Below are 23718 nucleotides of genomic sequence, written 5' to 3'. Positions count from 1 at the left end.
CGGTCGGGATCGGGGATCCCGACCGCGGCGAGCAGCTCCACGACCCGGCGGCGGGCGGCCTGCCTGCTCATGCCGAGATGCCTGCGCAGCGGCTCGGCGACCTGGCTGCCGATCGTCGCGGTCGGGTCGAGCATGCGCTTGGGCTGCTGGTAGAGCATGGAGATCCGCCGGCCGCGTACGCCGTCCAACGCCCGTGAGGAGGCGGCGAGCAGGTCGAGATCGCCCAGCCGCAGGCCCTCGGCGTGCATGTGCAACCCGGCCGGCAGCATGCGCAGCACCGAGTGGGCGGTCATGCTCTTGCCCGACCCCGATTCGCCGACCACGGCCAGCACCTCGCCGGGATCGAGGGTCAGGCTGACGCGGTCGAGGATGGGTGGGGCCTGTCCGGGCCGCCCGGCGTGAACGGTGAGGTCGCGGACCTCCAGACGCGCGCTCATGGCTGCTCCCGGGGATGCGGTGGGGCTTCTTGGTCGTCGCCGTGGCGGTAGCCGTCGGCGTGTTCATGAGAGGCCGACGGGTCCTGGTGGCGATGCGAGTGAGGGAGAAGGCGCTGCTTGGGCGGCTGGTCCGATGCCCCCGGCTGGAGCTCGCCGGCCTCGGCGAAGTGACGGTCCAGAAGCGCCTTGGCGGCGGACCTGTCGCCGCTGGCGATGACGTGCAGCAGCTGCTCGTGCTCGGCCCACAGCTTGGCACGGTCGCTGTAGCTGTCGACGATCATCCGGAAGCACAGCTGCATCTCGTTGGCGATGAGGCCGTACAGCCGGTCCAGCCGGGTGCTGCCGGCGGCACTGACCAGCCGGCGATGGAAGGCGAGGTCCAGGGCGGCCAGCGCGCTCTCGTCCGCGTGGCCGACGGCCTCCCTCATCCGCGCGACGATCACCTCGAGGTCGGCGACCAGGCCCGCGGAAACCCCTCGGGCGGTGACCCGGCGCAGTGCCTCCCGCTCGATCGCCTGGCGGGCGACGAAGATGTCCTCCAGGTCCTCTGCGGTCAGGGTGGGGACGAAGACCCCTTGGCGGGGGTAGCTGACCAGCAGGCCTTCTTGCACCAGACGCTGCATCGCCTCGCGCAACGGGCCGCGCGAGACCTCGAAGTACGCCGCGAGCTCGACTTCGTTCATCTGGGTCCCTGGCGGGAACTCCCCGCCTAGGATGCGGTCCCGCAACAGCCCGGTGACCACCTCCGTCAGCGTCCGCTTCGAGGTCCTGCCCGCCGGGGCCGGGGTCTGTTGGCTCATGAGTGTGCTTCTCCGGGTTCGTGTTCCGTTCCCACCGCTCGCGCTCCCCAGCCGCAGGAGCGCGTGATCGTTTCCAGTGTGACCGCCGCGCGGGTTCGGCGGGACGCCGCAGCTCATGTGGACCGCCCTGCCCGGGCCCGGCGCGTCTCCAGGCCGCGACCGGCGAGGGTGACGCTGAGGGCGGCGATGAAGATCGCGGCACCTGGGGCCAGGACCAGCATAGGCAAGCGGTCCAGGTAGGGGATGGCCTCGGACAACATCGACCCCCAGTCGGAGAACGGTGGCTGGACGCCGAGTCCCAGGAAGGACAGGGCGCCGACGGTGATGAGCTTGTGGCCGAAGCGCACTGCCGCGTGGGCCAGCAACGGGGGCAGGGCGTTGGGAAGCAGGTGGCGGCGGATGATGAACCACCCCGAGCACCCCAGAGCCTGGGCCGCTTCGATGAAGTCGCGGCCGTTGATCTCCAGCGCGACGCCACGGGCCAGCCGGCAGAACGGCGTCCACCCGCCGATGGTCAGGGCGAGCACCAGCGTCAGGTCACCGGTGCCGAGGATCGCGACGAGGAAGAGCGCGACCACCATCTCGGGGAAGGCCAGCAGGATGTCGGTGACGCGCATGACGACGGTGTCGAGCCAGCCACCTCGCCGCGCGACGACGAACCCCACGAGAGTGCCGGTGACGGCGCAGATCAACAGCGTGACCGAGGCGACGGCCAGGGAGAACCGGCCCCCGTCCAGCAGCCTGCTGAGCACGTCGCGGCCCAGGTGGTCGGTGCCGAGCAGGTGGGCCGCGGAGCTGCCTTCCAGGCGCGCGACGAGGTCCTGCTGAGCCGGCGGATAGGGCGCCAGCCACGGTGCCAGCAGCAGGAGCGTGGCGATGACCCCGAACAGGATGGACCCGGCCAGCAGTGCCGGCGGCCACGTTCCGCGCCCGCGGCGTGCCGGGGCGGTGGCGGTCTCGGCCGGTGACGGCGGAGGCGCGGCGCCGGGTTCGTCGCGACGGGCGTCGTCGCCGAAGACGTCAAGCACGGACACGGCTCGTCCTCGCGTTCGGGTTGATGGCGGTGTAAAGGACATCGGTGAGGGTGGTGATGAGCACGGCCAGGCCGACGACCGCCACGACCCCACCCTGGATGAGCGGGACGTCGTTGTTGATGACCGCGTCGTACATCTGCCGCCCGACCCCGGGTACGGCGAAGATGACCTCGACGACGACCGACCCGCCGAGCAGGCCGGCCAGCCAGACCGCGAACAGGGTCAGGACCGGCAGAACGGAATTGCGCAGCCCGTGACGCAGCATGGTCTGGGCGAAGCTCAGCCCGCGCCCGCGGGCGGCGGTGATGTAGGGCGCCTCGAGCACCTCGATCATCGACGAGCGGGCGACCTGGGTGAAGTAACTCATCGGCCGCAGCGCCACGGTCAGGCAGGGAAGCACCATCGACTCCATCCCGTGCCAGCCGGAGGAGGGCAGGACGCCGAGCTGCAGGGCGAACACCAGGACCAGGACCGGGCCGAGCCAGTACTCCGGGACGGCCACGAATGCCTGCGTGACGCCGGTGATCGCCCCGTCGAGCGGGGTTCCGCGCCGTACCGCGCAGACGGCTCCCAGCGGGACGGCCACGAACAGGGCGAGCAGGAGGGCGATGACGGCGATCGAGGCGGTGACCGACAACGCCCGCATCAGCTGGGGGAGGACCTCCGTGCCGTTGGTGAACGACCGGCCGAGATCACCCTGCAGCGCCGAGCCCAGCCAGGACAGGTACTGCTGGAGCAGCGGCCGGTCCAGCCCGTACTCGACCCGGAGGCGGGCCAGCGTCTGCGGGTCCTGGACCAGGTCGCCCACCCGGGCCCGCAGGATCCGCGCGGCCGGGTCGCCGGGCGTGACGTAGGGGATGAGGAACACCAGGAAAGAGGCGACCAGCAGGGTCGTCACGAGGACGGCGAACCGTCTCAGCACGTACAACACTCGGGTACCTCCGGGTCGTCACACGTTCGCGGATCGATCAGCGCACGGCGTCGAGCGCGCGGAAGAACGCCCCGGCGGCCGGCAGGAACCAGGGCGGCCCGAAGTGGCCGGGAACCGGCGGGAACGCCAGCCCCTTCCAGGGGTTGACCGTGGGGTCGCCGCCGATGACGTCGGCCATGACCTTGCCCATGTGGGTGGCCATCTGGACCCCGTGGCCGCTGTAGCCGACGGAGTAGTGCATCCCGTCCCGTACGCCGGCGTGGACCATCTGATCCATCGTCATGTCGACCAGCCCGCCCCAGCAGTAGTCCAGCCGGACGTCACGCAGCCGCGGGAACACCTCGGTGACGGCCTTGCGCAGGATCTCGCCGCTCTTGAGGTCCGACTGGGCGTCCGACAGGGCGAACCGGGCCCGCCCGCCGAACAGCAACCTGTTGTCCGGCGTGGGACGGAAGTAGTACAGCAGGTTCTTGGTGTCCGACGCCATCCGCCGGTGCGGCATGAGCTGGGCGACGAGGTCGTCCGGCAGGGGTTCGGTGACGACGATGAAACTGCCCACCGGCACGATGCGGCGGCGCAGCCACGGGGTCAGCGAGCCCGTGTACCCGCTGGTGGCGATGAGCACGTCGGAGGCGGTCAGGACGCCGCGCGTGGTCTGCACCCGATGACCGTTGCCCGGGCCGGCGCGGCGGACGCCGGTCACCGCGGCGTTCTCCGCCACCAGGGCGCCGTGACCGACCGCGGCGCGGGCCAGCCCCATGACCAGCTTCCCGACGTGGGCGCCCGCCCCGTTCGGGTCGACCTGCGCGCCGTGGAAGCGGTCGCTGCCGAGCTCGTCCCGCATGCGGCCGCGGGGGACCAGCTGGACCGAACGGCCGATGAGCCTCTCGATCATCTCCGCCGAACGCTCCAGCGCGGCGTAGTGCGCCGGTTTGGCGGCCAGGGTGAGCTTGCCGGACCGCACGAAGTCGCAGGCGATCTCCTCGTCGGTGACGATCTTCTCGACGGTGTCGATCGCGTCGTCGTAGGCGGTGAACATCGCCGTCGCACGCTCAGCGCCGTACCGTTTGACCGCGGCGGGGAAGGAGATGGCCAGGCCGGTCGTGGCCATGCCGCCGTTGCGGCCGGAGGCTCCCCAGCCCACGGTGTGCGACTCCAGCACGGCGACGCTGGCGCCGCGGCGGGCGAGATGCAGCGCGGCGGACAGGCCGGTCAACCCGGCGCCGATGACCGCGACGTCGACCTGTTCGGGGAGTTCGGCACGGCGGAAGTCGCCGGCCGGTTCGGCGGTGTCGAGCCAGTAGCTGGTCAGCTTCACGACGTCCTCCTTCCGATCAGAGACCCAGCACAGCGGGGACGCCGGACAGGTCTGTGGTCTCGGCGTACCGGTAGAAGGGGGTGGAGGGGTCGTAGCCGCGGTTGACGTAGACCTTGTGCGGGATCCGCAGCTCGTGGGCGGGGATCAGGTCGTACCAGATGTGCGAGGAGACGTGCACGATCTCGTCGCGTTCGCAGCCCAGCTGGTCGAGCATGTACTCGAAGGCCTGGTAGCGCGGCTTGTACGCCCTGGCCTGCTCGGCGGTGAACACCTTGTGGAAGGGGGCGCCGAGCTGGTCGACATTGTGCCGCAGCGTCTCGTCGACGGCGTTGGAGAGGATCACCAGCGGGTAGGCGTCGGCGAGCTTGGCCAGGGCCGGGGGAACGTCCGCATGGGGACCCCAGGTCGGCACGCAGGCCACGATGGCCTCGCCGTCGGAGGCACGGTAGCCGATGCCCCAGCGTTCGCAGGTGCGCCTGAAGGAGTCCTTGAGCACGTCGGGGTAGAGCTTGAACTCGCCGAGCACCTCGTCCATCCGGTACGCGCGGTAGTCCTTGAGGAAGAGCGGCATGTCCTCCTCGGAGATCCGGTCGGCGACCAGCGGCTTGACGGTGAGGTTGAGATCGAAGCTGGTCAGGGTCCCATAACAGTCGAAGGTGATGTATTTGGGGCGCACGCTGGTCAGGTCCACGAGCAGTTCCTCCGGTGGGGGTCGGTCCGGTGGGAGTGGGAGCGTCGGTGGTCGGTCCGGTGAGAGCCGGAGCCCGTCGGTGCGAGCGGCGAGATGTCACGCTCGGTGTCAGCCGCCTGAGGCGACTGGCCGTGTGGTGTCTGGAACGCTAAGCATCCGATTCTCTGCTGTCAACAATTCCCAGCCGCCTGCTTGTAAAGAGTATGTTTCCCCAGCTTCTGTCGATCTTCAGGAGCTGATTGCCTGGTATTGGTTCTGATTTTCACTGCCCGTACGGCCTTCGTCTCCGGAAGATTGTTGACAACAGTTGACCGTCGCTGGCTGTTGTGGACAAGATGTGATGGCGCGGCAGACGCCACTCGGCGGCCGACCGCCCCTCTCCCGGCCCCGCGACTCACCCTCCCGGCCCCGCGACCCCCCTCCCGGCCCCCGCGACTCACTCACCCAGTCCCGCGACTCACCCTCCGCCGGCATGAATGGACTCTCGATGCGAGCTTCCACGACCCCAGACGATCACGGCCACGGACACGGCCACGGACACGGCCACGGACACGGACATGGCCACGACCACCCGCACGATGACGCTCCCGCCGCCCCCGTGAACGGCCACGGGCACGGCCACTCCGATCACGACCACCACGAGCCCGAGGCTTCGGCCGCAACCGGCCACGGCCACGGACATGGGCACGGACATGGCCACGGCGACGACCACGGCCACGACCACGGCCACGACCACGGCACCGGCCTGTGGGCGCGGGTCAAGCACACGCTGATCCCGCATGCCCACGACGCCAACGAAGCGATCCAGAGCGCCGAGGAGTCGGCCCAGGACGGGATCCGCACGGCCTGGATCGGGCTGGCCGGCATGATGGCCACCGCGATCGGCCAGATGGTCATCGTCGCGGTGTCCGGCTCGATCGCCCTGCTGGCCGACACCATCCACAACCTCGGGCACGCCGCGACCACGATCCCCCTGATCATCGCCTTCCGGCTGGGCCGGCGCGCGGCGACCAAGAAGTACTCCTACGGTTACCGGCGCGCCGAGGACCTGGTCGGGCTGTTCATCTCCCTGGTCATCGTCGCCTCGATCGGGTTGATCATCTGGGAGTCGATCGACGCGCTGATCAACCCGCACCCGCTGACCAACCTGTGGTGGGTCTTCGCCGCGGGGCTCGTCGGCTTCCTCGGCAACGAGATGGTGGCCGTGTACCGCATCCGGACCGGACGTCGCATCGGCTCGGCCGCGCTGATCGCCGAGGGCCAGCACGCCCGCGCCGACGGATACACCTCGATCGCCGTCATCGCCGGCGTGGTCGGCGTGTGGCTCGGGTTCGACCGCGCCGACGCCATCGTCGGCCTCCTCATCGCCGTGGCGATCAGCGGCATCCTGGTCAACTCCCTGATCATCATCGTCCGCCGCCTCATGGACGGTGTGGAGCCGGAGACGATCGACCGGATGCGCACCACCATCGCGGGCGTCGACGGCGTCGTGTCCGTCGGCGAGGTCCGCGTCCGCTGGTCGGGGCACCGCATGGAGGGAGACGCCGAGATCGGCCTCGACTCCGGGCTGAGCATGATCGAGGCCCACGCCGTGGCCGAGAACGTGCAGCACTCCCTGATGCACGCGGTGGGCAACCTCGACCGGGTCACCGTCCACGTCCACCCCACCTTCGACGGCGTGATCCCCGACGACCTCCACGAGTTGTCCGGCCACCACGCCTCGAAGGAGGCCAGGGAGGCGTACCGGGCGAAGGTCGCCACGCAGGGAGCGGGGTGACTCCCGTGGAATGGTCGATCCACCCGTTGAGCGAGCGCACCCTGCCCGGCGCCCAGTCGGTGATGCGGCGCAGCATCGTCGAGGACTTCGGTGACGCCTACGACCCGCGGATCCACGCCGACGTCGACGACCCCATGACCCACTACGCCCCGGGAAACGGCCCCTTCCTCCTGGTGGTGACCGACGACGGCACGGGTGAGGTCCTGGCGACGGGCGGCATCCGCAGCGGACGGCTGAAGCCCGGCCTCACCCCGCAACACGTCGTCGACCGGTACGAGGACGGCCGGCACGGCCAGCTCGTACGCGTCTACGTCCGCAAGGAAGCCCGCCGTGGCGGCATCGCCAGGGCCCTGGTCCGAGCGGTTCTCGACCGCGCGGACCAGGAGGGGCACTACCAGGCCATCGCTCTGCACACCTATCGCCACTCCCCGGGCGCCATCGCCTTCTGGGAGTCCTTCGGCGCCCGGCTCGTCCATGACGACACGCAGGGAGCCAGCGGCGCGGTCTTCTACGACCTGCCGCGCAGCCCTCACAGCCACCCCCACCGCACTGGCGAGACAGGAGAACACCATGTCCAAGCGTCGTGACGTCTTCATCTTCGTTGCCGAGCCCACCAAGATCGAGGATGCCCGCACCAGCCTCGTCGACTGGCTGCGCAGCCTCGAGGGCCACCCCGGCTACCTCGGGGGCTCGGTCCTGCGCGAGTGCGCCGGGGAGCTCATCCCGAACACGCTGGTGATGACGCTGGAGTTCGAGAGCACCGAGGCCGCCCGGGCCCTGTGGCCGAAGATCGAGAACACGATCAACCCGCTCTACCCCGATGACAAGGCCGACAAGTCGATCGACCAGGGTGCCGCGTTCTTCACCGGCGCGGACGCTCCCGTGGCGCCGGAGGACCTGAGGTTCACCCGTGGCAACGGCCTGGTGGCCCGGATGCTGCACATCCACGCCGAGGTCGTCGAGGACGTCGTGGTCGCCGCCTGACCCAAACCGTTCCCCACCCGTAGTCCCCACCCCGATGTGATGAGGAGCCTTTCTTGACGAGCACCAGTTTGTGGCATCCGCAGACCGCGATGTCCACCATCGAGGAAACCCTCACGGTCATCGCGTCGGGGCGGGGCGCCTCGGTGCGTACCGAGGACGGCCAGGACCTGCTCGACCTGCCGGCCGGCCTGTGGCACGCCAATGTCGGACACGGCCGGACCCGCATCGCCGACGCCGTCCGCCAGCAGATGAACGTTCTGGAGACGTACCACCTGTTCCAGGGCATGGCCAACCGCCCGGCCATCCGGCTCGCCGAGCGCCTCGCGGAGCTGAGCCCCATCCCCGACGCGAAGGTCTTCCTCACCAGCGGCGGCTCCGACTCCGTCGACACCGCCTGCAAGCTCGCGCGCCGGCACTGGCAGCTGGCCGGGCGGCCCGGCAAGCGCGTCATCGTCTCCCGGCAGCACGCCTACCACGGTCTGCACGGGTTCGGTACGAGCATCACGGGCATCCAGAGCAACCGTGACGGGTACGGCACCGACTCGCTGATCCCCGAGACCGCCCGCGTGCCGTGGAACGACCTGGCCGCCACCGAGGCGGAGCTGCTCCGGCTCGGACCCGACAACGTCGCCGCCGTCATCGCCGAACCGATCATCGGCACCGGGGGCGTGCTGCTGCCCCCGCCCGGCTACCTCACCGGGCTGGCCGAACTGTGCCGCCGCCTGGACATCCTGCTCATCGCCGACGAGGTCATCACCGGCTTCGGGCGGGTCGGGCAGTGGTTCGCCTGCCAGCGCTTCGGCATCGAGCCGGATCTCCTCACCATGGCCAAGGGCATCACCTCCGGCTACCTGCCGCTGGGCGGCGTGCTGGTGTCCCGGCGCGTCTGGGAGCCCTTCTTCGCCGAAACCCCCGACGCCCCGACCTTCCGCCACGGTCTGACGTACTCGGGTCACGCCGCGGCCTGCGTCGCCGCCGAGGTGAACCTGAGCATCCTCGAGGAGGAAGGTCTGCTGGAGCGCGTCCTCGACCTCGAGCCCGTCCTGGCCCAGGCCCTCACCCCGCTGCGCGACCACGAGGCCGTCGTCGACGTCCGGGCCGGTGCCGGACTTCTCGCGGCGGTCCAGCTCGCCCCCGACGTCGACGCACGGCCCGTACTGCGCGCCGCGCGGGAGCGGGGCGTCCTCACCCGGCTGCTGGCCGACAACTCCCTGCACGTCAGTCCCCCGTTCGTCATCACCGCCGAGGAGATCTCCCGTGCCGCCGACGTCCTCAAGTCCGCTCTCGACCGTGCCCGTACCCTCGAATCCGCCTGAGCCCGCGCGGGCGTCGGCGCTGCGGCCGGCTGACATCGCCCGGCACCGCGACCTCACGGAGACCGCGGCCGCGTCGCTGCCCGGCGGCTTCCTGGCCGCCGAGTGGACGGCGCCGCGCTCCGGGCGGACCTTCGACGTCGCCGATCCCGCGCTCGGCCGGCCGGTCGCCGCCGTCGCCGACTGCGAACCGGGTGACGCGCTGCTCGCGCTGACCGCGGCGAACGACGCCTTCCCCGCCTGGGCGGCCGCCCCGACCCGGCGGCGGGCGGACATCCTGTACGGGCTCTACCAGGCGATGCTCGCCGACGAGGAGCGCCTGGCGGCCCTCATCACCCTCGAGGTCGGCAAGACTCTCGCCGAGGCGCGCGGCGAGGTCCGCTACGCCGCCGAGTACGTCCGCTGGTACGCCGAGGAGGCGGTCCGCAGCTCCGGCCGTAGCACCCCGACCCCCGACGGCGGCTGGCACATCGTCACCGCCCCGCGCCCGGTCGGCCCCTGCCTGCTCATCACCCCGTGGAACGTGCCGCTGGCGATGGCCACCCGCAAGGTCGCGCCCGCCCTGGCCGCCGGCTGCACGGTCGTGCTGAAACCGGCCGAGCTGACCCCGCTCACCACGCTGGCCTTCGCACAACTCGCACGGGACGCGGGGGTCCCGGCAGGAGTCCTCACCGTGGTCACCACCACGGACCCGGGGGTGGTCTGCGGCACCCTCATCGCCGACCCGCGGCTGCGGAAGGTGTCCTTCACCGGGTCCACCCCCGTCGGGAAGCTGCTGCTGCAGCAGGCCGGCGCGCACGTGCTGCGTACGTCGATGGAACTCGGCGGCAACGCCCCGTTCCTGGTCTTCGACGACGCCGACCTCGATCTCGCGGTCCGTGAGGCGGTCATCGCCAAGATGCGCCTCGGGGGTCAGTCGTGCGTGGCGGCCAACCGGTTCCTCGTCCAGGAACCGGTGGCCGACGAGTTCGCGGCCCGCCTCACCGAGGCTCTCACCGCGATCAGGGTCGGGCTGGGAACCTCCGACGTCGACCTCGGCCCGCTCATCGACGACCGCGCGGTCGCCAAGGCCGACCGGCTGGTCGAGGACGCCGTCGCGAAGGGGGCGACGCTGCTGGGGCGTGCCGACGCACCCGGCGGACCCGGCAGCTGGTTCGCCCCCGTGGTGCTGGATCACCTCAGCGCCGACGCTCTCCTGCAGCAGGAGGAGGTCTTCGCCCCGGTCGCGGGGATCCGCCGGTTCCGGACGGAGGACGAGGGGGTGGCGCTGGCCAACGACACCCCGTTCGGGCTCGCGGCGTACCTGGTGGCGCGCGACAGCGACCGGATCGCCCGGGTCGCCGGCCGCTTGGACAGCGGCATGGTCGGCATCAACCGGGGGCTGCTGTCCCATGTGGCCGCGCCGTTCGGCGGGATCAAGGAGTCCGGGCTCGGCCGGGAAGGCGGCGCCGAAGGACTCGTCGAATACCAGAACCTCAAGTACCTCGCCGCCCCGGCGCTGGCCTCATGAGACGCGCCGGAGCCGCTCGAAGGAGGGCGGCGGTCATCGGGACCGGAGCGGTGGGGAGCATGGCCGCCTGGCAGCTGGCCGAGCGCGGCCTGGAGGTGCATGCCTTCGACCGTTGGGGCGTCCCGCACCACCGCGGGGCCTCCGGCGGGCAGAGCCGCCGGTTCGCGGTCATCAGCATGGGCGACCCGGACCTGCCGCCGCTGGTCCTCCGGGCCGAGCAGCTGTGGCGCCGGCTGGAGGAGGCGACCGGACGGCGTCTGCTCCAGCAGACCGGAGGGCTGATCTTCGGCCCCGCCGGCAGCACCTCCGTCCGGAAGGCCGTGACCAGCTGCGAGAACTGGGGGCTGGCCCATCGCGTCCTCGACGCACAGGACCTGCGGCAGGCCTTCCCCCAGCACGCCGTCGAGGACGAGGACATCGCCGTCCACGACCCCGCGACCGGCTTTCTCCGTCCCGAGCCGGCGATCCTCGCCGCGATCGAACAGGCCACGACGCTCGGGGCGACGGTGCGCCACGACACCGAGATCCTCGACATCGACGTGAGGTCCGAGACGGTCGGGCTGACCTACCGAAGCGGCGCGGACCGACCGCACAGCGAGACGTTCGACGCGGTGGTCATCGCCCCCGGCGCCTGGGCGGCCACGCTGCTGCCGGACGGGCTGCGGGAGGCGATCGGAGTGGCTGGGCTGACCGCGCGCCGGCTGGCGCAGACCTGGTTCGTGCCGGACGACCTCTCGCTGTACGACGCGGAACGCTTTCCGGTCTTCGAACGCGTCGCCATGCCGGATGGCGCCTCCGTCTACGGCTTTCCCAGCCTGGACGGCGCCACGGTGAAGATCGGCGTGAAGAGCCGCCCGCACCCGGAGGTGGCCGACCCGGCACGCCCGGATCCCCACCTCACCGCCGACCACCTGGCGGAGATCCGCGAGGTCGTCGGGCGCCGGCTACCCGGGCTCAACCCGCGTCCGGTGCAGACCTCGGTGCACGTGGAGTCGTACACAGCGGACGGCCGGCCCGTCGTCGGGCTGCTCCCGGGGGCGGCGCACGTCGGGGTCGCCGTCGGGTTCTCGGGCGGAGGATTCAAGTACGCACCGGCGATCGGCGAGGCCCTGGGAGACCTCCTGGCGGACGGCGCCACCGAGGCCGGTATCCGGCAATTCGCACCGGGGCGCTCGGCGACGGTGTGAGCAGCTCGCCCAGCATCAGAGGACGGTGAGGGCGTTCCCCAACCCCTTCGTTGGCCAGGTCGATGGCGTAGGGGAGCGTCACTCCGGCCGGGCGCGAGAGGGATGGGAAGATCGTTTCCCGCTCGGGCTCATGTCGGAGTAGGGCGGTAGGTGGCCAAATCTCCACTGGCGTTCCTGCTCCGAGCCAGTACGAGCCGATCTCGCCGTGGCACAGGAACGTGACCACCTCGCGCACCGGGACGTCGACACCCAACTCTTCCGCGAGTTCGCGCGAGGCCGCCGCCTGGTAGGACTCCCCGACATCGACTGCCCCGCCGAAGGCCACCTCGTGATAGCCGGGATATCCGGACAGTCCCCCGGCCCGCCGGTACACCAGGAATCTTCCCAGTTCATCACGGCAGACAGTGGTGGCAATGCGGTGCAGCCAGCCACGACGAATCGCATCATCCCTGCCCACAACACCCAGCACACGGTCCTGACCGTCGACACGTTCCACGAGTTCGGTCACAGTGACACGATCTCAGCTTCAGAAGCGAGCCGGAGCCCCCGGGATGCCGCGTTCCGTGTCATGGCCGGCATCGGGACACCGGCGCATAGTGCGGGGTCACTTCGCCAGCACCCGGACCTGGTCGGCCGGAGGAGCGGCCACCGTCGTGTCGTCCCAGTTGGAGAAGGTGATCTCCATCGGCGTCTTCGCGTTCAGCCGTTGCCGCACCGGCCGCCCCTGGCCATCGAGCCAGAGCTCGTACGTGGCCTGCGCGCCGAACTCCTCGAGCAACTTGTCGCGCAGCCGCCCCTGCGCCGCCTTGTCGCCGGCCCGGACCCTGGCGTACTCGTCCTCGGTGTCCTGCAGCATCGGCAGCGGGTCGTACACCTCCAGGAACGCGCTGAGATCCAATCCGTCGAGGGCCGCCCGCACGTCGATGGTGACCGTGTAATGGTCGAGCCCGCCATCGAGTGCGGGGCCGCTCGCTCGTCCCCGCGCTGCCAGCAGCGCATGCACCCGGTGGCTGTTCACCAGCGTCGTAGCCTGGCTTGTCACCACGCTGACGCCTAAGAGATTGTACGGCTCGTGCTCTTTGGTGATCTTGTCCCAGGTCTTGCCCGGTGCCACTTCCTCCTCCAACATCTGCATATACGTGGCACCGCCCGTCCGGATGAGCCGTCCGCGCATGCCCTCGCCCAGATCGGCGGAGACGTCCTGGTCCTGCCCCTTGATGACCACGGTGGCGCTCTGGGCCCCCTTCTTCGCCATCCGCTTGACGTCAGGGTGCGCCTGCAAATACGTCCCGACATATCCGGCGACCTCGGGAGCGGTCTTCGCTCCCGAACCACAACCCGCCGCCAGCAGCGCCAACACGGCGATCAACACATATCTGCGCACGCCGGGCATGCTTGCACGTCTGCGTGCAGAACCCTGCGGGCTGGACGCGCAGATCGCGTGCAGAAAGATCTGTCCATAGCCCCGAAACCGCGGCGGATCGGTCCGGAGCTGGTTCCCCTCTCACAGGTGAACCAGTTGCGCCTCTCGAACCCGGCCGGTCTGCGGCTCCCTTGTCGCACACGTTCGCGGCCAGCCACGAGGCCGCCTTGTGGCGGTCGACTGCGTCGTTGCCATGACGGTTATGGCGGCGGCGTGAGAGCCGTCTCGCCGTCGTCGTCATCGCCCCCGCTGCCTGCTTGCCGTACCGTGCCGCCGTGCCACGGGGACTGAGTCCGAAATAGTGTCTTGATCACTATTCGCCCGAGACGTACGGTGAGCCGGCGGGCCGAAGCCGCCCCCGCGGTCGGGGGACCATCACGCGACTTGATCAGTGAGGTGGCATGGCTAGAAGCGCCTGTCTGGAGATTCATCAGCTCAATGTCGGCCAGGGCGACGCCGTCCTGGTCATCAACCGAGATGTCCAAAAAGTGGGTGACCGCCTGGAGCGCGCCAGCCGAGCGGATCCCACGCTGCAGGTGCCCGACGACCCCATCGACTACGTCCCCTGCGCGATCAAGAACGAGATGGACCTGTCCGGGACCGTGCGCCATGCTCTGCTCATCGACGGCGGCGACGACGAATACGGTGGCGACGTGCTGGCCTACCTGGAGGCACACGGCGTGGTGCACGAGACGAACGCCTACTGCGCGGCGCTGTCGATCCTGGTCAGCCACTACCACGACGATCACATGGCCGGCCTGCGCAGCGTGTTCAAGAAGAAGGCCAAGCAGAACGGCAGGAGAGCCAAAGGTCGCAGGGCCACGCCCGAACTGGAGAGCCGATACCGTCCCGCCGCCGTCTACCAGGCGCGCTGCGAGGGAAAGGCCATCCCCATCTCGGACCGTTACAAGTACTTCCAGCAGGACGTCGAGGAAGCGAGGCTGGCCGCCCAGGACCGGACGAAGGTGCACTACATCTCGCAGGGCGGCCTCAATGACCAAGGCGCCCCCGCTGTCATCGAACTGGGGACCGGGGTCGACAGCATCCCGATCAACGCGTATGTGCTGGCCGCCGCGCAGGGCGTCTACGATCCGCTCGCGGGCAAAACCCTGGAGATCAAGTCGGTCGGCTCGGTGGTGGACCAGAACGACCGATCGATCGTGGTGATGATCGAATACGGCTCGTTCCGCTACTTCGCCGGCGGCGACATCGCCGGCAACGGCGGCCTCGCAGGTGGCAACACCGGCCCCAACGAGATGACCAGAGACGGCAAGCGGTACTTCGCCAGCCACGCAGACGTGGAGTCGGTGCTCATCCCCGTCATGGAGCGCAGGTTCCCGGCCACCACGGTCTACAAGGCGAGGCAGCCGAAATACCCGTCGGCGGGCTACTGCACGGTCATGAAGGCCAACCACCACGGCAGTTCCTCCAGCGTGGACGTTCACCTGCTCGCCATGCTCCGCCCGCGGGTGGTCCTCATCAGCTCCGGCGTCAAGTCGCGCTTCCACAAACATCCGACCCGCGAGGTGATGAGCAGGCTCGCCACCAGACTGTGGACGAGCATCCACAACGAAGCCGTGCCGAACACCGTCGCGCAGGTCTACCTGACCGAGATGGCCGACACGGTGAGCGGCAAGAACTTCCCGACGCCGCTCGGCGCCGGCCTCATCCTGGGAGACATCGTGGTGCGCCCAGTGGATGAGACCGTCTCTGCCGTGCACAGAAGCACCGCGCGGGGCACGCTGCTGGAGGTCCAGGTATACGGGACAGGCGACCAGACGCGCCTGCTCGATCCCGGCACTGTCCTTCGCCCCACCGTCCGCCAGAACACCGGCTTGAACTACCCGATCGGCCCCTTCACCCACAGCGACCAGCACTGAGGAGGACGCCGTGCCGCTCGCCGAAGAAGTGCGAAACGACCGCTGGTACGTCACGGGTGTCACCCAGAGCGGCGCAGACGGCTACGTGGGCCGCAGACGCTTCCACGTCGCCGCGAGGACGAACCTCCAGCGGATCGGCGACCACGTCATCGGCTTCGACGACGACTTCACCGAGCCGTTGATCATTCGCTCCTACTTCACCTCCGCGAACGTCGACGGCACCTGGCCAGGAGATCACGCCTACTACGGCTACGTGCAATTCATGCAGGTGAGGTGCGGAGGCACAATCATCCCGCCGCAGGTGTTCGGCGGCCGGCTGACCGAACGGGCCCCGTACGCGGACAGCCAGGACGGCTACTGGTTCGTCGACTTCATGGGACCGAAGGACGCCCGCGCCTACGGCATGGACAGGCCGCTCTACCCCTTCAACGCCCGGCTGAGCATGGAAGGTCTGTCCAAGCCCGACGACTTCACCGTGCATCCCCTGCCGAACGGTTCGCTGTACTCCCGCACCGCCCCGGGGGAGACGGTCTCAACGTGCGCGTCGCTGGTGGCCGGGGCGGGGCCAGGACTGCTCACCGGGCCGATCATCGCGCAGGCGCTCGCCAGGCGGAGCCGGCTCACGAAGCTGACCGTGCGGGCGGCAGACGTCCAAGGGCGGCAACCGTACCGGATCGCGCTGGACTTCCTGAAGTCCCAGCCCCTCGCAGAGCAGAGCCGGCCGCCGCTGGCGGGACTGGACGAAAGCGGCATCTCAGCGCGAGCGATCGGCGACTACGTGCTGCTCACGCTGCCCGACGACGAAGACCTCGGCGCCACGCTCGCGGTGCGGGGCGAGCGACTCACTGACGGAAGCCTGGAGGTGACCGCGCACCTGCTGTCGTTCTACGACATGCAGGAGATGGAAGGGCACCTCGGCCGCGAAGCCATGCTCCGCATCCAGGAGTACGTCGACGGGAACGGCATACGGCGGGTCTTCCCCGCACCGGACGTGCTCGGCAACGGGCGGGGCATGAGCGGTCTGCGCCATGACTCCTACACCTTCACACCCGACGCGAACGTGGTCACGTTGCGCTACAACACGGTGCTGTACGGGATCACGTTCCGGGCCCGCACAAACTCGGGGAGCAACCATGTGATCAGCGGCTTCGAGTGGGCAGCGCACTACCGCTACAACGAGGACACCGGAGCGCTCACCTTGGCAGCTGTCCGCGTGCCGGAAGCAATCGAGCCGGTCGCCAAGCTCAAGCAGATGCACGGGTTCGTCCGATACCGCGACAGCGCCGAGAACCTCGCCAAAACCATCCCTTCGAGCGAGTTCGCCGTGCCCGCGGCGGCTCGCGACCGGTTCCCCGGCGGTGGCACGGTCCTTTTCGTCGACAACACGGGCACGCCAGTCAGCTGACCCCACCGCAGGAGACGTCATGCCGGACCTTGACCCGTCCGTCCGCATCCTCACCGCGCTGCGCGACGGCCTGCTGGCCGCCAGGACACCTGCGGCTGTCCCAGGACCGGCCCATGCGTACCCGCTGAACGCCACGACGCTGCCCGCCGGGCGGGACGGCGCGCCTGACGCGGTGCTCGGCGTGCTGGTGTCCGCCCTCGGGGACGAGCTCGTGGTGCGGGCTGACGAGCCGGTGCTGTCTGGGCAGAGCCTGATCCTTTCCGGACGCACGGCCGTCCTGAGCGGCCTTTCCGACATGCCAGTCACCCTCACTTTCGAGGTCGGACGCGACCAGCGTCTCCGCGCCGACTGGGTGGCCACCCCCGAGCCGGGCTGGGTCCTCGCCGACGCCTTCCCCGTCCTCGCCGACGGCCCGTATGCCGCGCTGGAGCCGGTCACGCCGCTGCTGATCTGCACCACGTACGACCATTCGGATGCCCGCATGACAGCCCCCCTGCGCAGCGGCCTGAACGTACAGTTCACGGTGCGTGTCCACCCGCAGCTGCTGCCCGCCGGACAGGACGCGGCCACCGCCGTGGTAGGCGGCCCGATCACCATCACTGCCGACGGGCCGCGCTTCACACTGACGGGCGACCGAACCCTCCCGGACCTCTCGGTGGCACGAACCGGCCAGCCTTCGCTGAGATTCGTGAACGGCAAGGTCATCGTGTCCGCCGAACCCGGTGCCGAGCCCAGAACCAGCGTCACCGGCCCGCGCATCGCCGGCCAGCTCGTCGCGGGAGATCTGCGCCTCGACGCCGAGCTGGAGCTCCCCACGGGGTACGACACCGTACTCCACCTGACCGCCGCCCCCCGCGCAGCCGAACGCGCCTCTGAGACGACCGGAAGCTCACCCCGCACGGTCCCGACCGCGCCCGCCGCGCTCACACTGCTCGGTGAGACGGAAGGGCTCGGCGCCTGGCTGCCCGCGGCCCTGCTGGGCTTGGCAGGCGGCACCGTCTCCGGGTACGAGCTGCGGTTCGACCCGCTGGGCGGCGAGCCCACCACAGCCACCTGCACCATGACGTTCGGCTCCGCCGAATGGCAGCTGGTCCCGGCTCTCGGCGTGGCCCTCGCCACCCCCATCTTGACCGCGACCGTGACCAGGGCGAGCGGCCACGGCCCGGTCCCGGTCACGTCGTACTCCGCCTCGGTGCGAGGCAGGCTACGCACGAGGATGGGGGCGTACGCGGTGGAGGCCGAGCCGGACGACGACGGCCTGTGGTGGTTCACGATCACCGAGACCGAGCGGCGGCCCGGGACCGGAGTACTGGCCGCGCTCGGCGGCCTCAACGAGAGCCAGATCACCCAGCTGCTCCCCGTCACACTCTCGGCGCTCGGCGAACTGGTCACCCCCACCCGGGCCGTGATGGCCGTGGACCCGGGAGCCCCTGGCGTGGCCGAGGTGTGGTTCGTCCTCGGCCAGACCGCGCCGTGGCCCATCGCGAACGGCCTCCTCACGCTGTCGAACTGGGAAGCGGAGGTGGAGATCGCGCCGGGCAGCGCAGGGTGGCACGCCACCGGAACGCTGACCGGCGACATCACGCTGACCCTCGGCGACGTTCCCACGACGATGCACGTCCAGCTCCGGCTGCCCGCGGGGGAAGGCGACAGGTGGACGCTCGCCCTGGACGAGCGAACCCCCATCCAGCTGCCGACGATCGGCCAGGCGCTCGCGCTGCTCGGCGCGACCCCTGGGCGGCTGCCCACGGCGCTCGACACCCTGAGCGGCCTGACCGTCACCGCCTTCGCGGTCTCGGTGGACACCCTGGCGGCCCGGGTGGAGCACCTGTCTCTGATGTGCGAGCAGGCCGGCGACTGGGTGATCGTCCCGGACGCCGGTCTGCGCGTCACCGGGGTGCGGCTCGCCCTGGCATTCTCCCCAGGCCCGCCGCCGGTCTGCGTCGCAGGACAGGTGAGCGGGACCGTCACACTCGCCGGGACGCCGGTGGACGCGCTCATGTCCAAGAATGCTGACGACGAGGCGTGGACGCTGCGGATCGGATGGTCGCAGCCGGTACACGTGCCGGGTCTCGACCGGCTCGACGCGTGGCTGGCCAAGGATCGGGTGCCCGCCGCGTTGCCAGGCGGGTTCCCGCTCGCCTCGGGGCTGGACGTACGGGATGTGGTGGTGCGCTTCGCCGCGGATGGCGGCGTGCGAAGCATCAGCGGTGTGCTGACCGCGGACGACATCTGGACCGTGGTCGAGGGCAGGCTGTCACTGACAGATGTGCGAGCCGAGGTCACCGTGCCGTACCCGCTGTCCGGCGCGACGGTCACCGGCCGGGTCGCAGGCGTGCTGACGCTGGCCGGGGTGAGCGTCGGCGTTGTGGCGGAGCGGCCACACGACGGCAAGCCTTGGCAGTTCTCCGGCAGATTGCTGGACGGGGTGGCCATCGACGTGGTGGCCGCGGCCAACCAGGTCGCCGCGTCCGGCGGATACGCGCTGCCCGGCGGCGCCGTCTCGCGCGGCCTCCCTTCGACGATCACCGTCAAGCAGGCCGATGTGCTGGCCGTCCCTCAGACAGGCAGGTACCGCCTGTCCGGCGAGGTCGGCATCGGCTGGAACGTCACCGTCGGTGGCGCGGCACTCACCCTGGCCGCACTCACGGCCGAGGTCGAAGTCCTCGAACGCGGCCAACCGCCGGTCGCCGCCATCGGCGCGTCCCTGGACTACGCCGGAATCCGCGCCCGTCTCCTGATGCGGCTCGGCGGCGCCGACAGCCCGGTCGTCCTCAACGGCGCGATCACCGACGCGTCCGCCGTCCGGATCGCCGACGCCGCCGACGGCATCGCCACAGGCGGGACTGCCTGGTCGCAGGCCGCGCCGCCCGGCCTGCCCGCCCTGACCTTCACCCGCGACGTCGCCGTCCACCTCGACCTCGGCCGCGCCCGCTTCCTCCTCTACGGCACGCTGTCCTACGGCTCCACTCCGACCGCCGAGGCGCTGCTGTACTGCGCCGCACCGGCCGAGACCGGGGCGTGGAGCTACGCTGTCGTCCTGTCCATCGGATCCGGCTTTCGCTTTCAGGACCTGATCCCGGCGCTGTCGGTCATTGACGACAACCTCAAGGTCACCGAGGCCCGCCTGATCGTCTGCGACCTGCGCGGACAAACCCTCGCCATCCTCGCCGCCACCACCAACACCTTGCTCGCCACACTCGATCCCGGCCGCGCCCGGCCGCTGCGGAACCTCGACGCCGAGCCGCTCGCCCTGAACAGCGGCGCCTACCTGAACGCCCGCATCGACTTCGGCCAAACATCGCTGTTCTCCCGCCTGCTGGAGATCGGCGACCCCACCGCCCCGCCGACGATCCGGGTGAGCGCCCTCGTGAAGCGGTCCGACCCTGCCGCGACCACGTTCGAGGCCGACCTGCCGCTGATCACCCTCGGGCAACGGGTCGCGTTCGCGGGCACCGGAGGACGGGCCGGGCTGCGGCTGACCTACAGCGCCGCGCAGGCGCACCGGTTCACCCTGGACGGGCGGATCCGGCTGCTCGACGTCTTCGGCACAACGTACGCGTTCGACGCCGCGCTGACGGTCGACGGCACCGGCATGACCGCCACCATCGCGCAGACCGGGCAGTCGATCGCCGCTCCGTTTGGCATCCCAGGCATCGCTTTGTCGAATCTGAAGCTCAACGTCGCCTACACCTGGGGCGCCACCCCGGGAGCGCGCAGTACCCGGTTCGTGCTGGGCGGCGAGCTGCGATTCGGGCCGGCGCCCAGCGGGAACCTGCCCGATACGCGGCCGGTGGTTCACGCCACCCTGGCGCTACGTGACGGCGTTCCGGTGCTGGTGCACGCGGCGCTCGCGGCCGATCTGCCGATCGCCGACTTCCTGAGCCAGTGCCTGACCGGAAGCGGCTGGCCAACCGACTTCACCGACCTGCGGCTGATGACGGGCAGCCGCATCTCGTACTACGCGGCGCAGGCCGACCCCCAAGGCGCGTTCGCCACGTACGAAGGCGTCACTTACACCGACGGGTTTACCGTGGCCGCGACGGTCCGGGTCACCATCGTCACGCCGACCACCGTGACCGGCCTCATCACCGTGACCAGGGAACGGCCGGAAGACACCGGCTTCACCTCGCTCAACGCCGCCCTGCGGCTCACGCAGCCCATCGACCTCGGCGTGCTGTCGCTGGCCGGAGCCGCCGCCATGCCGCCGGCCACCGGCGGCTACACCGGAGGGCCGACACTGGCCCTGCAGATCGGGCGTGCGCCGAAGCTGGCACTCGCCACCGGCGTCAACCTACTCGGCGCGCCGTTCGTGAGCGCCGAAGTCACCGTGCGGAAAGGAACAGACGGCGGAACCCGCCTCACCGGCACGATCACCGCCGGGCGTCCGGTGGAACCGTTCGGCACGCCGCAGTTCGGCTTCGCCTACGCCAGCCACCCCAGCGGGCAACCCACGTTCACCATCGAGAACTGGCCGCGGTTCTCGTGGGCGAGGCAGCTCATCGACTTTGCAGCCAAGATCAAGGAAATCTGCGGACAGGGCGGCTCACCCTGCGGCCGCATCACCGAGGCAGTCCAGGCCGCCTGCGACCCTGAGTTCAAGCTCACGCCGGCAGCCACGCTCGCGGGCACCGACCTGCGGTTCACCCTCACCGGCTCATACACCCTGACTATGAGGGGGGCTGCCACGCCGTTCCTGACGGCGACGCTGCCACCGTTCACCGTCAACGTGCCGATCACCACAAGCTGGGAATCTCTGCCCGGCGCGTTCGTCGTAGGCTTCGCCGCCGCATCGGCCGACATCGTCAAAGACCTGCTCCGCCACGCTGACCAGGCGGCGCTGCTGCTCGCGATGCTGTTCGGTCCGCAGGCGCTGGCCGTGGGGCTCAAACTGGCCTGCGACTCACTGGTGGACAGCGCCGTCGCGACCGCCGCGGAGGCCGCCTGGACGGCCATCGCCGCGGCGGGCGGCGCGCTGGCGGCCGCAGCCGTGGCCGCCGCGACCACAGCCGTCGCCGCGTCGTTGCAGGACTCGGCCGCCCATCCCCCGCAGCCCGGCATGCCAGGGCGGGCCGTGCTGCGGCACCTGGACTACGACCACGAAGCGTTCACCGCTTCCTGGGACGTGGCCTACGGCGCCTCCGGCTATGAGTTCGAAGTCCGCGATCCTCAAGGAGACCGCCTCGCGTTCACGCAGGTGAACACGGCGCTCTCGGCGGCTGTCACCGTACGGTCGAACCTGATCGGCAGAGGCATCCACGAGGGCCGAGTGCGTGCCCTGCGCGGCACGGACACCAGCGACTGGATGAGCCTGCAGATCTCGCTGCTGGACGCGCCGCAAGGGGTGACCGTGGTCGTCGCCCGCGACGAGGTCACGATCACATGGCAGCGCTCGACCGGCGCCAGCGGGTACGAGGCCGTCGTCATCGACTCTGACGGCACCGCGATCGCAACCCGCCGAACCGCCGACCTCAAGATCGTTTTCGCTGCTCCGCAGCTGGATGCCCGACAGCGATACTGGGCACAGGTCAGGGCCGGGGCCAGCAACTTTGGCCCCTGGTCGGAGCAGGTACTCCTTCCTCCAACCGCGTAGGAGTGCAACGTGCTGGAAGCCGCCAAGGCGGACAGGGCGGTTGCGAACCGGAGCAACGCTCTCAGCACGGAGAAGGTCCTGCGGACCTGCGGCCCCGACCACAGCTCATGGGTCCGCTTGTCGCTCCTGCACAGGGTGCATGCTTTCCGTGCCGGCCGTCAGCTCGGAGACAACCACCATCATGATGGCAAGGATGTGAACCTTGACCCCTCGAGGCGAATGAAGGTGTCGCCGAATGTGGTGTCGGGACGGGCGGAAACCCGGATGACGTGCCGCCCGGTCAGCGATCACGATAGGGGTCATGCTGGTCGATCACTTTCCGCCGGCCGGGCTGCGCCTGACCACGCCGCGGCTCGAACTGCGGCTGCCCTCGCCCGAGGAGCTGGCCGAGCTGGCCGGCCTGGCCGCCGACGGCGTCCATGACCCCGACGTCTCGCCGTTCCTCGTGCGGTGGACCGACGCGCCGCCCGCCGAGGCCGCGCGCAGCGTGGTCCACCACCACTGGTGGCAGCTCGGCGCGTGGACGCCGCAGGAGTGGTCACTCGACCTCACCGTGTTCCGGGACGGCGTGGTGGCCGGGCAGCAGAGCCTCTCCGCCCGGGACCTGGGCATCACGCGTCAGGTGCGCACCACCTCCTGGCTCGGCCGCCGCCACCAGGGGCGGGGGATCGGCACCGAGATGCGGGCCGCCGTACTCCACCTCGCCTTCGCCGGTCTGGACGCCGAGGTGGCGCTGTCCGGCGCGCTCGAGCACAACGTCGCCTCCCTGGCCGTCTCCCGCAAGCTCGGCTACGAGCCCGACGGCCACTGGCGGCACGCGCTGGACGGGAGGATGGTCGTGGAGCGCCGGTTGCGCCTGACCAGGGACGCGTGGGAACGGCACCGCACCGTTCCCGTCCAGATCGACGGGCTTGAGCCCTGCCTGCCCCTGATGGGCCTCGACGTGCCGTCGAGCCGCTGAGCTTGTCATTGAGCGCGTGCGCTGTGCCGCATGAATCCGACGGTCTGCGTGACCGGAACGAGCAGGCGACCGGCGGTCAACGCGATCCACAGGCCCGCCAGGCCCCAGGCCGTCGTCATCGGTGTCATGGCCAGAGCGAGCAGGCCGTCCCCCACGATGGCCGAGCCCAGGGTCCAGGTCGAGGCAAGTCCGCAAGGCACCCGGTCCGGGGTGGGCGCCGGTCGGCCCACCGCCTCGTCGGTCAACGGGTGGGCGCGCCCTGGCGAACGCCCGCACCGGGCTCAGTGCATGAGCTTGGTGGTGAGGGCCACGCGTGAGCTCACCCCCAGCTTGGCGTACGCGTTCCCCAGGTGATACTCGATCGTCTTGACGCTCAGCACCAGCTCCCTGGCCACCTGCCGGTTCGTCATCCCGGTGGCCACCAGCCGCGCCACCGCCTGCTCCTGCGGGGTCAGCCGCAGCAGCGGCGAGGCG

The 23718-nt window shown here is 70.3% G+C and carries 20 protein-coding genes; 10 read left to right on the top strand and 10 right to left on the bottom strand.

The genetic code is table 11. The annotated features are described in order from the left end of the window. The 6 genes from ACWDX9_RS39465 to ACWDX9_RS39440 form a co-directional block, all read right to left on the bottom strand. A partial coding sequence (locus ACWDX9_RS39465) for an ATP-binding cassette domain-containing protein (protein WP_449963631.1) occupies positions 1-437 on the bottom strand: 437 nt, incomplete at its 3' end. Continuing rightward, positions 434-1237, bottom strand: a complete 804-nt coding sequence (locus tag ACWDX9_RS39460) for a GntR family transcriptional regulator (protein ID WP_449963628.1) — start codon at positions 1235-1237, stop codon at positions 434-436. The genes ACWDX9_RS39460 and ACWDX9_RS39465, both read right to left, overlap by 4 nt. A gap of 113 nt (positions 1238-1350) precedes the next feature. Then, positions 1351-2271 (bottom strand): ABC transporter permease, encoded by a 921-nt coding sequence (locus ACWDX9_RS39455; protein ID WP_449963625.1) that lies wholly within the window; start codon positions 2269-2271, stop codon positions 1351-1353. Then, positions 2258-3193 (bottom strand): ABC transporter permease, encoded by a 936-nt coding sequence (locus tag ACWDX9_RS39450; RefSeq protein ID WP_449963623.1) that lies wholly within the window; start codon positions 3191-3193, stop codon positions 2258-2260. The genes ACWDX9_RS39455 and ACWDX9_RS39450 overlap by 14 nt, the downstream gene beginning before the upstream one ends. Positions 3194-3239: 46 nt before the next feature. Next, positions 3240-4520 carry an NAD(P)/FAD-dependent oxidoreductase gene (locus ACWDX9_RS39445; protein WP_449963621.1) on the bottom strand — a complete coding sequence of 427 codons (1281 nt, stop codon included), beginning with the start codon at positions 4518-4520 and terminating at the stop codon, positions 3240-3242. A 16-nt stretch (positions 4521-4536) separates the two neighbouring features. Further along, the gene (locus tag ACWDX9_RS39440) at positions 4537-5211 is read right to left on the bottom strand and encodes a haloacid dehalogenase type II (protein ID WP_355199249.1); all 675 of its coding nucleotides are present in this window, start codon (positions 5209-5211) and stop codon (positions 4537-4539) included. 598 nt (positions 5212-5809) lie between these two features. Here ACWDX9_RS39440 and ACWDX9_RS39435 point away from each other — a divergent pair. Genes ACWDX9_RS39435 through solA form a run of 6 tightly spaced genes read left to right on the top strand, consistent with a single transcriptional unit; the run spans position 5810 to position 11982 of the window. Then, positions 5810-6988 carry a cation diffusion facilitator family transporter gene (locus ACWDX9_RS39435; protein ID WP_449963617.1) on the top strand — a complete coding sequence of 393 codons (1179 nt, stop codon included), beginning with the start codon at positions 5810-5812 and terminating at the stop codon, positions 6986-6988. Beyond that, entirely contained in the window at positions 6985-7575 is a 591-nt protein-coding gene (locus ACWDX9_RS39430; RefSeq protein WP_449963614.1) for a GNAT family N-acetyltransferase, read from the top strand. Before ACWDX9_RS39435 ends, ACWDX9_RS39430 begins: the two co-directional genes overlap by 4 nt. Beyond that, positions 7559-7972 (top strand): hypothetical protein, encoded by a 414-nt coding sequence (locus tag ACWDX9_RS39425; RefSeq protein WP_449963612.1) that lies wholly within the window; start codon positions 7559-7561, stop codon positions 7970-7972. Before ACWDX9_RS39430 ends, ACWDX9_RS39425 begins: the two co-directional genes overlap by 17 nt. 53 nt (positions 7973-8025) lie before the next feature. After that, positions 8026-9288, top strand: a complete 1263-nt coding sequence (locus ACWDX9_RS39420; RefSeq protein WP_350740214.1) for an aminotransferase family protein — start codon at positions 8026-8028, stop codon at positions 9286-9288. Further along, on the top strand, positions 9263-10795 hold the full coding sequence (locus tag ACWDX9_RS39415; RefSeq protein ID WP_449963608.1) for an NAD-dependent succinate-semialdehyde dehydrogenase: 1533 nt from the start codon (positions 9263-9265) through the stop codon (positions 10793-10795). The genes ACWDX9_RS39420 and ACWDX9_RS39415 overlap by 26 nt, the downstream gene beginning before the upstream one ends. Beyond that, positions 10792-11982 (top strand): N-methyl-L-tryptophan oxidase, encoded by a 1191-nt coding sequence (solA, locus tag ACWDX9_RS39410; protein WP_449963605.1) that lies wholly within the window; start codon positions 10792-10794, stop codon positions 11980-11982. The genes ACWDX9_RS39415 and solA overlap by 4 nt, the downstream gene beginning before the upstream one ends. Here solA and ACWDX9_RS39405 read toward each other — a convergent pair. Together ACWDX9_RS39405 and ACWDX9_RS39400 are read right to left on the bottom strand one after the other, a co-directional pair. Then, positions 11876-12439, bottom strand: coding sequence for an NUDIX domain-containing protein (locus tag ACWDX9_RS39405; protein WP_449963634.1), 564 nt, complete (start codon positions 12437-12439; stop codon positions 11876-11878). The two genes, solA and ACWDX9_RS39405, sit on opposite strands and share 107 nt — an antisense overlap. 147 nt (positions 12440-12586) lie before the next feature. Next, on the bottom strand, positions 12587-13366 hold the full coding sequence (locus tag ACWDX9_RS39400; protein WP_449963603.1) for a hypothetical protein: 780 nt from the start codon (positions 13364-13366) through the stop codon (positions 12587-12589). A gap of 440 nt (positions 13367-13806) precedes the next feature. Here ACWDX9_RS39400 and ACWDX9_RS39395 point away from each other — a divergent pair, with 440 nt between their 5' ends. From ACWDX9_RS39395 to ACWDX9_RS39380, 4 genes are all read left to right on the top strand, one after another. Beyond that, positions 13807-15285, top strand: coding sequence for a ComEC/Rec2 family competence protein (locus ACWDX9_RS39395; protein WP_449963601.1), 1479 nt, complete (start codon positions 13807-13809; stop codon positions 15283-15285). A 10-nt stretch (positions 15286-15295) separates the two neighbouring features. Beyond that, the gene (locus ACWDX9_RS39390) at positions 15296-16690 is read left to right on the top strand and encodes a hypothetical protein (protein WP_449963598.1); all 1395 of its coding nucleotides are present in this window, start codon (positions 15296-15298) and stop codon (positions 16688-16690) included. A gap of 19 nt (positions 16691-16709) precedes the next feature. Next, positions 16710-22283, top strand: coding sequence for a hypothetical protein (locus ACWDX9_RS39385; protein ID WP_449963596.1), 5574 nt, complete (start codon positions 16710-16712; stop codon positions 22281-22283). A 301-nt stretch (positions 22284-22584) separates the two neighbouring features. After that, positions 22585-23244 (top strand): GNAT family N-acetyltransferase, encoded by a 660-nt coding sequence (locus tag ACWDX9_RS39380; RefSeq protein WP_449963593.1) that lies wholly within the window; start codon positions 22585-22587, stop codon positions 23242-23244. A gap of 5 nt (positions 23245-23249) precedes the next feature. On the opposite strand, the gene ACWDX9_RS39375 is transcribed toward ACWDX9_RS39380, so the two are convergent. After that, entirely contained in the window at positions 23250-23444 is a 195-nt protein-coding gene (locus ACWDX9_RS39375; protein WP_449963591.1) for a hypothetical protein, read from the bottom strand. Positions 23445-23525: 81 nt separating this feature from the next. Next, a partial coding sequence (locus ACWDX9_RS39370) for a response regulator transcription factor (RefSeq protein WP_449963589.1) occupies positions 23526-23718 on the bottom strand: 193 nt, incomplete at its 5' end.

This window comes from Nonomuraea sp. NPDC003201 (assembly GCF_053590415.1).
The sequence above is the reverse complement of the archived record's forward strand: the minus strand, read 5'-3'. Positions and strand labels throughout refer to the sequence as shown.